This is a genomic window from Thalassospira tepidiphila MCCC 1A03514 (genome assembly GCF_001662875.1).
GTDB lineage: Bacteria > Pseudomonadota > Alphaproteobacteria > Rhodospirillales > Thalassospiraceae > Thalassospira > Thalassospira tepidiphila.
The window spans coordinates 45,784-59,720 of sequence record NZ_JPVZ01000002.1 but is presented as its reverse complement, the minus strand read 5'-3'; the positions used below and the strand labels follow the sequence as shown (position 1 = coordinate 59,720).

General features: G+C 57.0%; 8 protein-coding genes. 5 read left to right on the top strand and 3 right to left on the bottom strand.

Annotated features, from left to right (window positions below; translation table 11 throughout):
• The first annotated feature begins 6 nt into the window (after positions 1-6).
• The 3 genes from TH4_RS04255 to TH4_RS04245 all read left to right on the top strand — a co-directional run bounded on the left by TH4_RS04255 (position 7) and on the right by TH4_RS04245 (position 6,187).
• The gene (locus TH4_RS04255) at positions 7-3,186 is read left to right on the top strand and encodes an efflux RND transporter permease subunit (protein ID WP_064780074.1); all 3,180 of its coding nucleotides are present in this window, start codon (positions 7-9) and stop codon (positions 3,184-3,186) included.
• Positions 3,187-3,395: 209 nt separating this feature from the next.
• Complete coding sequence (htpX, locus tag TH4_RS04250) at positions 3,396-4,397, top strand: zinc metalloprotease HtpX (protein ID WP_064780073.1); 1,002 nt, start codon at positions 3,396-3,398, stop codon at positions 4,395-4,397.
• A gap of 191 nt (positions 4,398-4,588) precedes the next feature.
• The gene (locus TH4_RS04245; protein WP_064780072.1) at positions 4,589-6,187 is read left to right on the top strand and encodes a hypothetical protein; all 1,599 of its coding nucleotides are present in this window, start codon (positions 4,589-4,591) and stop codon (positions 6,185-6,187) included.
• A 77-nt stretch (positions 6,188-6,264) separates the two neighbouring features.
• Here TH4_RS04245 and TH4_RS04240 read toward each other — a convergent pair whose 3' ends face one another.
• The gene (locus TH4_RS04240) at positions 6,265-6,984 is read right to left on the bottom strand and encodes a Bax inhibitor-1/YccA family protein (RefSeq protein ID WP_008888536.1); all 720 of its coding nucleotides are present in this window, start codon (positions 6,982-6,984) and stop codon (positions 6,265-6,267) included.
• Positions 6,985-7,243: 259 nt separating this feature from the next.
• On the opposite strand from TH4_RS04240, the gene TH4_RS04235 reads away from it, so the two are divergent.
• Both TH4_RS04235 and TH4_RS04230 read left to right on the top strand, forming a co-directional pair.
• Positions 7,244-8,764, top strand: coding sequence for a hypothetical protein (locus TH4_RS04235; RefSeq protein WP_245227732.1), 1,521 nt, complete (start codon positions 7,244-7,246; stop codon positions 8,762-8,764).
• A gap of 119 nt (positions 8,765-8,883) precedes the next feature.
• Positions 8,884-10,500 (top strand): acyl-CoA synthetase, encoded by a 1,617-nt coding sequence (locus tag TH4_RS04230; protein ID WP_064780071.1) that lies wholly within the window; start codon positions 8,884-8,886, stop codon positions 10,498-10,500.
• Positions 10,501-10,607: 107 nt separating this feature from the next.
• Here TH4_RS04230 and TH4_RS04225 read toward each other — a convergent pair whose 3' ends face one another.
• Together TH4_RS04225 and TH4_RS04220 are read right to left on the bottom strand one after the other, a co-directional pair.
• Positions 10,608-13,166, bottom strand: coding sequence for an ABC transporter permease (locus tag TH4_RS04225; protein ID WP_064780070.1), 2,559 nt, complete (start codon positions 13,164-13,166; stop codon positions 10,608-10,610).
• Positions 13,163-13,909, bottom strand: a complete 747-nt coding sequence (locus tag TH4_RS04220; protein ID WP_064780069.1) for an ABC transporter ATP-binding protein — start codon at positions 13,907-13,909, stop codon at positions 13,163-13,165. The genes TH4_RS04225 and TH4_RS04220 overlap by 4 nt, the downstream gene beginning before the upstream one ends.
• Between the last annotated feature and the right edge of the window lie 28 nt (positions 13,910-13,937).

Here is a 13,937-nt window from a genome sequence, read left to right as displayed (position 1 = left end):
AAAAACATGCAGAATCTTTCCCGCTTTTTTGTGGATCGCCCGATCTTTGCCGGCGTCCTGTCCGTCTTGATCTTGTTGGCGGGCCTGATTGCCATGTGGCGTTTGCCGATTTCCGAATATCCGGAAGTCGTGCCGCCCTCGATCGTGGTCGAAGCCAAATTCCCCGGTGCGAACCCGGCCGAGATTTCCGAAACAGTTGCCTCCCCGCTTGAAGAACAGATCAACGGGGTTGAGGGGATGCTTTATATCAACTCACTGGCCACCACCGACGGCAATCTGTCCCTGACGGTGACGTTTGAAATTGGCACCGACCCGGATCTGGCCCAGCAAAAGGTCCAGAACCGTGTTTCGCAGGCCGAGCCGCGCCTGCCTGATATCGTGCGCCAGCTTGGTGTCACGGTGTCCAAACGTTCGCCTGATTTGACCATGGTCGTGCATTTGCGTTCGCCCAATGAACGCTATGACATGCTGTATCTGCGGAACTACGCGACGCTGAATGTGCGTGACCGTCTGGCGCGTATCACCGGTGTCGGGCAGGTCGGGCTGTTTGGTTCAGGCGATTACGCCATGCGTGTCTGGCTCAACCCCGACAAGGTTGCCGAACGCAACCTGACCGCGGGCGAGGTGGTTTCAGCCATCCAAAGCCAGAACGTACAGGTCGCAGCCGGCATCATTGGTGGTGCGCCTTATGACACTGGTGTGCAGTTCCAGTTGCCGATCAATATCAGCGGTCGTCTCGAAAGCCCGGAAGAGTTCGAAAACATCATCATCAAACGCGAAACTGACGGCACGATCACGCGTTTGGGCGATGTTGCGCGCATCGAAATGGAAGCCCAGCAATATGCGCTGCGCTCCCTGCTTGATAACAAGCCGGCGGTGGCAATCCCGATCTTTGCATCGCCGGGCTCGAACGCGCTTGATATTTCAAGCAACGTCCGCGCCACCATGGAAGAACTCAAACAGAACTTCCCGGACGATCTGGACTACTCGATTGTCTATGACCCGACCGTGTTTGTTCGTGGTTCGATCAAGTCGGTCATCATGACATTGCTTGAGGCGGTCGCCCTTGTGGTTGTCGTGGTGACAGTGTTCTTGCAGACATGGCGTGCGTCGATCATTCCGTTGCTGGCCGTGCCGGTATCGATCATCGGTACCTTTGCGCTGATGCTTTTGATGGGCTTTTCGATCAACGTGCTGTCGCTGTTTGGCTTGATCCTGGCCATCGGGATCGTGGTCGATGATGCGATTGTCGTCGTCGAAAACGTTGAACGAAACATCGAGCGTGGTCTTTCACCGCGCGATGCAACGGTTGCTGCCATGCGCGAAGTGACTGGACCGATCATTGCGACCTCACTTGTCATCACCGGTGTGTTTGTGCCGATTGCCTTTATTTCCGGCCTGACCGGCCAGTTCTATCAGCAATTTGCCCTGACCATCGCCATTGCCACGATCATTTCCACCGTCAACTCACTGACGCTGAGCCCGGCCTTGTCGGCTGTGCTTCTGCGCAGTCACGACGCGCCAAAAGATTGGCTGACACGCGGGATGGACTTTGTCTTTGGCTGGTTCTTCCGCGCCTTCAACCGGTTCTTTAACCGCAGCACCGATCTTTACGCCGGTGGTGTGAAGCGCCTTCTGGGTGTGAAGGCCATCATGATGGTGCTTTATGTCGGTCTTCTGGCCTTGACCTATCAGGGCTTCCAGATCCTGCCGACAGGCTTCGTACCGCTTCAGGACAAGCAGTACCTTGTCAGCTTTGCCCAGTTGCCGCAGGGCGCGACGCTGGACCGGACCGAAGACGTCATTCGTGAAATGTCTGACATCGCGCTTCGCGAACCCGGTGTTGAAAGTGCTGTGGCCTTCCCGGGGCTTTCGATCAACGGTTTTGTAAACAGCTCAAGTGCCGGCATCGTATTTGTCACACTGACGGATTTTGCCGAACGCAAAAGCGATGATCTGTCGGGTCTTGCCATCGCCGTCAAGCTCCAGCAGAAATTTGGTGCGATTGATGAAGCCTTTGTCGCCATCTTCCCGGCACCGCCGGTGCAGGGGCTTGGCACCGTCGGTGGCTTCAAGCTGCAAGTACAGGATCGCTCCGATCAGGGCTATCGTGCGCTTGATGATGCAATGAAACAGGTCCTTGCCAAGGCATGGGCCGCACCGGAACTGACCGGTGTGTTTTCAAGCTACAACATCAACGTACCACAGCTTCAGGCAACGCTTGACCGTACCAAGGTTCAGCAGCTTGGCATCCCGGTTGATGAAATCTTCCGGACCATGCAGGTCTATCTGGGGTCGATGTATGTCAATGACTTCAATGCCTTTGGCCGCACCTATCAGGTGATCGCGCAGGCAGACAAGCCATATCGTTCAAGCCCCGATGACATCCTGCGCCTGCAAACCCGCAACGCGGACGGCGACATGGTGCCGCTTGGTTCTGTGCTGTCGGTCTCCGAAACATTCGGGCCGGATACGGCAATGCGCTATAACGCGTTCCGTTCTGCCGATCTGAATGGCAACGCGGCACCTGGATATTCCAGTGGCGATGCACAGGCGGCGATCACCAAGATCCTTGATGAAACCTTGCCACCCGGCATGTCCTATGAATGGACGGAGCTGACCTATCAGCAGATCCTGGCGGGTAATACAGCGATCTTTGTCTTCCCGATCTGTATCCTGCTCGTGTTCCTGGTGCTGGCAGCACAATATGAAAGCCTGACCATGCCATTGGCGGTGATCCTGATCGTCCCGATGAGCATCCTGTCAGCCATCTTTGGCGTCTATCTGTTCGGGGGTGACAATAACATCTTCACCCAGATCAGCCTGTTTGTGCTGGCCGGACTGGCATCAAAGAACGCCATCCTGATTGTCGAGTTCGCCCGCGAACTTGAACATCAGGGCCGCAGCACCGTTCAGGCCGCAATCGAGGCCAGCCGCCTTCGTCTGCGCCCGATCCTGATGACTTCACTGGCCTTCATCATGGGTGTCGTCCCGCTGGTTCTGTCCAGTGGTGCCGGTGCCGAGATGCGCCACGCGATTGGTATTGCCGTGTTCTCGGGCATGCTGGGCGTGACGATATTTGGCCTGATCCTGACCCCGGTCTTTTATGTTCTTGTACGCATGATTGGCCGGCGCAACGACGTTCGTTCACTTGATGAGGCTGAAACACACCAGCCTGCGGAGTGACCGATATCGTTGCATAAACAGCCGGACCGTCTTTTTCCCCCGACCCCGCCGGTCCGGCTGTTTTAAATTCCCGAACGGGGCCGATGCAAGTCGGCCCCGTTTTGGTTTTCTGATGTGAGCCATATCTCAGTTTGGTTCGATGGCCCTTGCCTTGGCCGGACTTCGCCTTATCTTTCGGTCGGAATGTTTGTCGATAAGGGTTTTCGACCATGAACTATGTGCGTACAGGTTTGTTGCTGGCCGGATTGACGGCGCTGTTTGGCGCGGTCGGCATGATGATTGGCGGCCAACAGGGCATGATTATCGCGCTGCTGTTTGCAGCCGCCATGAATGTGTTCGCCTATTGGAATTCGGACGCGATGCTGCTGCGTATGCGCAGTGCCCGGCAGGTCGATGACAAAACAGCCCCCGAACTGGTGGCGATGGTGCGTGACCTTGCGCGCAATGCCGACCTGCCGATGCCCAAAGTCTATGTGATTGAAAACCCGCAGCCCAATGCCTTTGCCACGGGGCGAAACCCGGAAAACGCGGCGGTGGCGGCGACCACAGGGTTGCTCAAACTGCTTGATCGCAACGAAATCGCTGGAGTCATGGCCCATGAACTGGCCCACGTCAAAAACCGCGATACCCTGACCATGACCATCACCGCGACCATCGCCGGGGCGATTTCCGCATTGGCCAACTTCGCAATGTTTGCCGGCATGTTTGGTGGGAACCGCGACAACAATAACCCGCTGGGCGGGATCGGCATGATCCTGATTGCCATTCTCGCACCCTTGGGGGCGATGATCGTGCAAATGGCAATTTCGCGCACCCGTGAATATGAGGCCGACAAGATCGGGGCAGAAATCTGTGGCCATCCGATGTGGCTGGCCAGTGCGCTGAACAAGCTGGATAAGGGTGTTCACGCCATCCCGAACATGGATGCCGAACGCAACCCGGCGATGGCCCACATGTACATTGCCAACCCGCTGTCGGGCAAAGGTGTTGATAACCTGTTTTCAACCCACCCCAACATGGCCAACCGCATCGCGCGCCTGAAGGAAATGTCAGGCACGCCTGCAAGTAATGCACCGGGCCGTCCGGCAGGGCAGGGTGCCGGTGTTGCCAAGGCGGCCCCATCCCTCGGCCCTTGGGGTCGAAATTCATCAAAAACCGCTTCTTCCACGCCCAACGCATCGCGACAGCGCAAACGGCCCTGGGAGTCCTGAACCCGGTAAAACACTGTTTTGTTGGATGTCATTTCACCCTTTTTGGGATCGTGCACCCTATTCTTCGGTATGAGTGAAATGACAACCCACGCCATTGACCAACCTGATTTGTAGGACGAAAATGTCCCTACTAAAGTCTTGAGATCCCTGCTGTTCAGGCTCCGAGAAGCAGGGAACAGATAAGGACAACAATGGCTGGTTTCTGGTCAATGGTTGGCCTTGTGTTCAAATCCTTGATCACAGGTGCCGATACTGTCGATGATACGGGGGGTGCTCCCAGAGATATTCTGGCGACAGATGATGTCCTGTGCCGATATGCCATCGCCCGCTTCACGCCTGCTGAACCCAACGCCCATATCGGTGCAAGTTCCGTTGATGATATTTCAGATATCGTGACAGCCGCTGTCTCGTCCGTCCCCGAAAGCGAAGGGATTCGGATTGATCAGTTCTTTACACCAAATCCTGATGCAGCCGATCCGTTTCAGGCCATACGCGAAGCGCAACTAAGCGTTCTTAATATGGCGCACCGCAAGGATGCCGATACGGTCTTCTGGGGGCGTCAGGATGCCAGCACCGGGTATCTTAACCTTTATCTGGTCAGCGATGCCCTGACATCGTCGCTTTATGACCTGATGCTGCCCCAGACCTATATCTTCCGTCAGCCGACCCATTCCGACGTTGCCGAGGCATTGCGGGTGCTGTTGAACGCGCAGCTTGTCCTGACATCCCGGGGCGGCGAACAGCGCGCCCTTCAGATTGCGCGTCTGGCGGCGATCATGGAAGACCTTCAGGACCGCGTTCTGGGCGGTGAAGTCTTTTCGCACGCTGGCGCCGGTGCGGCGCTGGCCTATGGGTTCGGGGCGTTTGTCCTGTCGGAAACCGGTGATCGTTCCTATTGCGCAAGTGCGCTTCGTGTCATGGAACCCTATATCCGCCAGATGGTGGCCGATATTGCCGAGAAACCAGTGGCCGCCACCGGAAAAACCGCTGCACCAACCGGTCTCAAGGGCGAAGCTCTGGCGGAAAATGATCCGGCCGCACCAACCAGCCAGCTTTCGGAATTGCTTGATCGTGTCACGGATTTTTCCAAGGTCGATCCCCGCACCACGGCCGCACTCGCCCTTTATGGATCGCTTGTGAACTGGTCACTGATCGCAAACCTCAAGGCGCGCTCTGGCGAGTTGTCGATAGCGATCTGGCGCATGCTGGAACGCAGGATCGAACTTTCGATGGGCTCGCCGGTGGATCGTGCCCTTTCGATCTGCAAACTTGGCGAGGCCATGGTCCTGACCGGCAAGGACAAGGAAGATGCCAAGATCGTGGACAAGGGTGCTGGGCATTACCGCCGGGCGCTTGGCATGATCAATGCACGCGTTCACGGCCCGCTTTATGCGTTGATCGCCTATGGTCTGGCGGATGCGATTGTATCGTCTGCCACCATTCGCGATGTGACCATTCCCGATACGCAGGTTGTCCCGGTATTTCAGGCCGCCCTTAAAGTCTGCACACGGCGGGATCATCCCTATATCTGGGGTCGGATCATGTTTGCGCTTGCCACCGTCTATCTGACCAACGGCAATCTGCACAAGGATATCGAAATGCTCACCCACGCCCGGATGAGCTATTCACAGGCCTACGAGGCATTTAACGAAGCCGGTGCAAAGGGTGCTGCGCGTGCCGCGTCAGGCGGCTTTACCCGCTCCGAGAACTTCCTGTCGCAGCTTGGACATCGCAAGACGCTTATGGACGCAACCGGTGGTCTTGGCAAAGACACTGCAAACGCGTCCTGAGCCCATCCTGAGCAAAGACAAAAAGAAACCCCCGCAGCGGATGCTGCGGGGTTTTGACTGCGACTGCCGGGCAACTTCTATTCGCGATTGCCAAAGAAGTGCAGCAGCATGATGAACAGGTTCACGAAGTCGAGATACAGACGCAGCGCACCAAACAGGGCTTTTTTGCCTGCGGTCGTTGCATCGTCATGCTCGTGATATTCTTCCTTGATGCGCTGGGTGTCATAGGCGGTAAGGCCCGTGAAGATCAGAACACCAGCCGCCGAAATGACGAACTGCAGCATCGTGCTGGCAAGGAAGATGTTCACCACCATTGCGATGATGATACCGATCAGACCCATGAACAGGAAGCTGCCCCAGCCCGAAAGGTCTTTCTTGGTGGTATAGCCAAACAGGCTCATCGCACCAAAGGTACCCGCGGTGATGAAGAACGTGCGCGCGATCGACTCACCGGTGTAAACCAGGAAGATCGACGCAAGGGACAGACCCATCATTGCGGCGTAGATCCAGAATGTCGCCTGTGCGGCACCAAAGCTCATCTTGTGGATGCGCGCGCTCAGGAAGAACACAAGCCCGATCGGGGCCAGCATGACAATCCAGTGCAGTCCGGTGCCGAAAATAGCCTGCATCAGGGTCGGGCTGGTCGACACAGCCATTGCCACGATACCGGTCAGGGCAAGTGCGGATGCCATGTAGTTATAGACACGCAGCATATAGGCGCGGAGACCTTCATCGATCTCGGCCGCCGACCGGCCAACCGAGACGTCATAGCCGCGTTGACGCGTTTCAAAAGCCATTGAAATCCCTCTTTGATCCAATTGTGAGCAGAACATAGGTATACAATTCTGCGATGATCAAAATATGGCAGGATTTCCGGGAAAAGCAACGTTTTGACAGATTGTGCAACTCCGGGCCGCCGTCAGATGTGAACTTGTTCACCCTGGATGTTACGCTATCGTGAAATCGCATATTGGCGACACGTTTTGAAAACCGGTCTATGATGGTGCCCTTACGGGATGAACAAAACCGTCGTGAAACGTACACAGGCCCTGGATCATGTCACGTTCCATCGCACTCGATATGCCCATATTGACCCCTGTCGGGGTGTTGGCGCATGCCGTGGCAAAACTGGGCCTGGTCATTGTGTGTGTGCTGACTGCCGCGACGGTCGGGCATGCGCAAAATGCCGGTCTGAAACGTGCGGCCGGTGATGGCGATATTCCGGTTTTTACCGACACCTATGACAATGCAGAATTCTGTGCCGATGGCCGTGGCACGGGGCCGTGTGCTATCGCGCCGGTCGATGTGCCGGAATTCGACGCCAGCTTTGTTTATCGTTTCCTTGCCTATCACGCCCAGCGCCCGTTTGACCGGTTCTCCTGGCAAGCCTTCACATCGCTGATGGCGCCGCTCGATCATCCCGATCAGGCAGCCTTATGGGAAAGTTTCCCGACCCGGCGCGACTTGTTTTCCGAGGTGACCTATCCGAATCCCGCCTGTGCCGATGATCTTCCCGACGGGCATTTGCTGCTGGCAAGTTATCTGCAATCTACCGGTGATGTTCTGATTGATCAGGCGGGCAATTTCGTTCTTTTCGAAACCCGCATTAATCCGGTCGCTGCCGACTATATCATCGCAAACAACCTACAAACGCCAGCCGGGCGTGCCGACTTTGCCACGTCCGGGAAAAACATCGATTTCCCCACCGGCCATCTGCAGGCTGATGTCGCAACGAAGGTAAAACTCGCTTCTGCTGATGCGGTTGCCAATGATGCCGCAAACGCGTCCGGCCCTGCTATTCCAGCCTCTGCCCCCGGTATGATGGGGGCACAGCTTCTGAAGTTTTCCTGGCGTATTTTGCCAAATGCGGATGCGACAAGTCGGGATCGTTATTTCACCCGCCCGGCGCGAATATCACTTGCGGGCGATCAGACCATTGATGGCCGGGCGAAATGTCTTGATGTCACGGTCGGGTTGGTTGGCATGCATCTTGTCCAACGGGTCGCCAGCGGCAATGGGGATCGCTGGATCTGGTCGAGTTTCGAACATATCGACAATGTGCCCTTGGCCGCCAATGCCCGGCGCCCCAACAGCATCATCACCAAGCAACCGTTTGAAGACGGCTGTCTCGTGCCCGAAGCGGTCGAAGGCGAATTCGCCTTTTATGGCGGCCAACTGCCAGCCGGCAGCCCGGCCAATCAACCGATATCCGGGATTCTGAAATGGGCAGACAACCCGCCTTATGCGCGCCTTGCGTCCGGGGATCATCCGACCCCGCCCGATATTGTACGTTGCTGGCGGCTATTTTCCGGCACGGCTGAAAGCAACTTTGTCTGGCAGACCAAACTGAACGACAGCGTCCTTGCAAATTATATGCTGCTCGGCACGCAATGGATCGGCAATCCCGGCGGTGAACCGTTTGGTATTGGCGAAGTACCGCGCTTTTTGACCAACAGCACGCTTGAAAGCTTCATGCAGGATCAGTCTGATGCCACCTGCCTTGGCTGTCATGCCCGAGCAACGACCGATGTCGGACAGAACGCCAACTTCACCTTCCTGCTTGATCCGGGCAGCTAAATACCAGCCATCAGTGCCACGCAGACAGACCTTCCAATTTCGCACGATTGCCACTAGCATGCTCAGCAACATTTGCCGCACCCAAAAACAAAGAACAGCGGCGAATTCAGGGAGGAAACATGCTGGGCAGTCGTTCAGACTATGCGGCGGTACGTTCACGCTTTGCCTGGAACGTGCCAACCCATTTTAATATCGGTGTCGATGTTTGCGACAAATGGGCGGATGACCCGGATCGTCTGGCATTGATGCATCGCTGGCGTGATGGTACGCGCCGCGACTACACATTTGCACAGATCAAACGCCTGTCGAACCGCTTTGCCAATGTCATGCGCCGTCATGGCATCAGGCGTGGTGACAGGGTCGGGATTCTTTTGCCTCAAAGCCCGGAAACGGCGATTGCCCACGTTGCGACCTACAAGATGGGCGGCATTGCCGTGCCGCTCTTTACCCTGTTTGGGGTCGATGCGCTGGAATACCGGCTGGGCAACTGCGCGGCCAAGGCCTTGGTGACAGACCGCGAAGGGGCGGCCAAGATTGCCGAAATCCGCGATCTTCTGCCGGCCCTTGAATATGTCTATGTGATCGATGGCGCGCCCGATCAATGTTTTGATTTCAAGGCCCTGTCGTCAGAAGCCAGTGATGAATTCGAACCGGTCAATACCCGTGCTGATGAACCGGCCCTGATCATTTACACATCCGGCACCACCGGTCAGCCGAAAGGCGCGCTGCATGCGCACCGGGTTTTGTTGGGCCATTTGCCCGGTGTTGAAATGTCACATGACTTCTTCCCCGAAGACGGTGATGTCATGTGGACCCCCGCTGACTGGGCCTGGATTGGTGGGCTTTTGGATGTTTTGTTGCCCGCATGGCATCACGGCGTACCTGTTGTCGCCCACCGGTTTGAAAAATTCACGCCCGAGGATGCCTTTCGCCTGATGGCCGAATATGGTGTGCGCAATACCTTTCTGCCGCCAACCGCGCTCAAGATGATGCGCGCAGCTAGCGATGATATGGCGCAAAGGTTCAATTTTAAACTCCGTTCTATTGCAAGTGGTGGCGAAACATTGGGTGCGGAACTTCTTGATTGGGGGCGTCGTGTGTTCGGCCTCACCATCAACGAGTTTTATGGTCAGACCGAATGCAACATGGTGGTCAGTTCCTGTCAGTCGATCATGGAACCCAAACCCGGTGTGATGGGCCGTCCGGTGCCCGGCCACGATGTCGCGGTGATTGATCTGAGCGGCAAGGTGCTTGAACCCGGTGAAATGGGCCGCATTGCTGTGCGTGCACCCGATCCGGTGATGTTCCTGGAATACTGGCGCAATCCCGAGGCCACCCGCGATAAGTTTGTCGGCGAATGGCTTTTGACCGGTGATATGGGTTGTGTCGATGCCGATGGTTATATTCGCTTTGTCGGGCGGGACGATGATCTGATCAGCTCGGCCGGATATCGCATCGGTCCGGGCGAGATCGAAGATTGCCTGATTGGCCATCCGGCTGTGCGCATGGCCGGTGTGATTGGCAAACCTGATGAGCAGCGCGGCCAGATCGTAAAGGCCTTTGTCGTGCTGGCCGATGGCTTTGCCCAAAGCCCGGCGCTTGAAAGCGAAATCAAGGACTTCGTGAAAACCCGTTTGGCCGCACACGAATACCCGCGCGAGATCGCTTTCCTTGATCAATTGCCGATGACAACCACCGGCAAGGTCGTCAGGCGGGCGCTCCGCGACATTGCCTGATCCTCAATCAGTCAATTCAGATCGTTTTCGAAACGGTTTTTGCAAAAAACAAGGCCGGGTCCATCTGGATCCGGCCTTATCTGTTTCACGTTTTGGCAGTAGTGGGCCTACTCGTTGCGCAACAACGGTGCTGCCGGGCTGCGCAAGGCCTGCCATGTGCCGATAAAGCCCGCCGCCAGCGTGGCAAACAGGCCAATCGCAATCGGACCCAGAATGGTCATCGGCAGAAGAACCCAGTTGGCTTCCATGATCAGCACCAGCACTGACCAGGCGGCAACCGATCCGACCACGGCGGCAATCACCCCGGTGGCAAGGCCAAGGATGCCGTATTCCAGCGCATAGGCATAAAGGATGTTGGCCCGTGTTGCGCCAAGGGTCTTGAGCACCACGGCATCATAAATGCGCTTGCGCCGACCGGCCGCAACCGCCCCGCCAAGCACAAGCACGCCGGCGACAATTGCGATCATGCTGGTCGCATTAAGGGCCGTTCCGATCCCGGCCAGAATGGCATTGGCCGCTTCCAGCGCTTCACGTACCCGGATGGCCGAGACATTCGGGAAGTCCATGCCGATCATGCGATCAACCGGTTCTTCCATTTCGCGCGGCATATGGGCGGTGGCGATCAGGCTATAGGGGGCCTTGTCAATCAGGCCCGGTGAAAACACCATCGCGAAATTCATGCGCAGGCTTTGCCATTCGATCTCCCGCCAGTTGGCGATCTCGGCCGTGATATCGCGGCCCAGCACATTGACGGTCAATGTGTCGCCGGGCTCAAGATCAAACGCATTGCCGATATCCGCGCTGATCGACACCAGCGGCTTGGACGCATCGTTGTAATCGGCCGGCCACCATTCGCCGCGCACCAGCTTGGTTTCCGGCGGTGGGGTGGCGGCAAAGGTAAGCCCGCGGTCCCCGCGCAGGAACCAGCGATCATCACCCGGTCCGACATCGTTGGAATTAACACCATCAACCGCCGTTACCCGCCCCCGCAGCATCGGTGTTTGTTCGATATCCGAAACATTATCCTGCGCCAGAAGCTGGCCTCGGAACTGCTCGATCTGATCGGGGCGAATATCAAGGAAGAAGAAGGCCGGGGCAGAGTCCGGCAGGTTCTCATTGATCTCGTTATCAAGGTTGCCCTCGATCCCTGAAATCGTCACCAGCAACGTCAACCCCAAGCCAAGCGACAATGCAACCGGCACCGTGCTGGCGCCCGGACGGTGCAGGTTGGCAAGCGCCAGTCTGGAAAAGGCACTGCGACCTGTAATCAACCGTTTCGAAAGGGATACGATACCTTGTCCTGCAAAGGTGAAAATCACCACAGCTGCCGCCGACCCGCCGATAAAGCCAAGGGCAATCGCCTTGTCGGTCGCGGTTAGCACTGTGAGGATCAGCAACAGCACCAACGGCACACCGATATAGGGCAGGTCACGCTTGCGCACCGGACTGCCGCTAAACAGGCCGGCACTGGCACGGAACAATCGTGCCGCCGGGATTTCACGTGCGCGCAACAAGGATGGCAGCGCAAACACCAGGGTGGTCAGAACGCCAAAGCTTGTTGCAATGATCAAGGATGGCAATGCCGGACCCAGCGTCACATCAATCGGCAACCGCCCGGACAAGAGCGGCGCGATAAGCGCAGGTGTTACCGCACCGATCAGAAGCCCGATGGCAATCCCGATCAGGGCCAGAACAAGGATCTGCAGGAAATAAATCCGAAGCACCAAGCCGTGCGACGCGCCAATCGATTTCAGCGTGGCGATGACGGATGTTTTGCTTTCGATATGGCTGCGCACCGCATTGGCCACACCAATGCCACCAACCAGAAGCGCCGAAAGACCAACAAGCGTCAGGAACAGGGTCAGGCGCTCGATAAACCTCTTAAGGCCCGGGTTGGCATTGGCCGTATCGCGTATGCGCCAGCCCGCATCTTCAAACCGCTCTTCAAGCCGTTCGCGAAACGCGGTCGGGGTTTCATTATCATTGATATCCAATGCGTAATAATAGCGGATCAGACTGCCCGGCTGCACCAGCCCGGTCTCCATCAACCCGTCCATCGATACCATCAGGCGCGGGCCGAAGTTGAAAAAGCCAACCGCCTTGTCAGGCTCGGTCGCAATCACGCCACGGATCTGAACATCAATATCGCCAAGGGCAACCGTATCCCCGACATTGATGCGAAGCCGTTCAAGCAATCCGGCCTCGGTCACAGCCCCCCAGACGCCATCTTTTTGGTCAAGGATTCCGTCAAACGGCACGCCATCGGCAAGCTCCATCTCGCCAAACAGCGGATAGGCATCATCAACCGCCTTAAGCTCCACCAACCGGCGCTGGTCCGGGCCATAGGCTGTTGTGCGCATGGTCGCCAGTTCGGCCACGCGTTCGGTGTTCGCGGTTAGCCATTCGATCTGATCGCCGGTGGCTTCCTGATGGGTCAGGCGCAGTTCAACATCGCCACCCAAAAGCTTCCGCCCGTCACGCTCAAGTGCCGAAAGAACGGATTCCGAAACGTTTCCGACAGCGGCAATCGACCCGACGCCAAGCGCAAGGCACGCCAGAAAAATACGAAAGCCCGAAAGCCCGCCGCGCAACTCGCGCCGGCAGACCCGCCAGGCAATGGACCACAGGCGGTCTGCACCGTCAGAGGGGGAAACAGATGTGCTCATGACTGCGATTCCAGATGCGAAACGATTTCGCCGTCGCGCAGCATCACGGTGCGGTCGCACCGCTTGGCAAGGGCGGGATCATGGGTAATCAAAAGCAGGGTCGAGCCGCGCCGTTTGGTCAGATCAAACAACAATTCGATAATCGTTTCACCGGTCGTGCCATCAAGGTTACCGGTCGGCTCGTCGGCCAGCAAAAGCTCCGGATCGGTCGCAAGTGCACGTGCAAGCGCAACGCGCTGCTGCTCCCCGCCTGATAGCTGGCCGGGATAGTGATCGGTGCGGTGACCCAGCCCGACAAGTTCCAATTCTTCACGTGCCTTCTCAAACGCATCGGCGCGGCCGGCGAATTCCATCGGAAGCGCAACGTTCTCCAACGCGCTCATGGTCGGGATCAGGTGGAAGTCCTGAAACACGATGCCGACATGATGACGGCGATAAAGCGCCAAGCCGTCTTCATCAAGGGCGCGAAGGTCCTTGCCGCAGACCTTCACCACACCTTCCTGGGCTTGTTCCAGTCCGGCGATCACCATCAAAAGCGATGTTTTGCCCGACCCCGACGGACCGACCAGCGAGACGCGCTCGCCTGCACCAATCGCAAGATCAACACCTTTAAGGATCTCGACAATCCCGGCCGGCCCCTGCAGCCGCAGCTTCAGGTTTTGCACATCAATTGTCTGTTTTGGCTCTTCACCAGACGCGGCGACATTTTGTTCCGGTATCGTGGTGGTTTCGGTCACACTCATTTCGGGTCCTATCGGGTTGTCCGTTGCA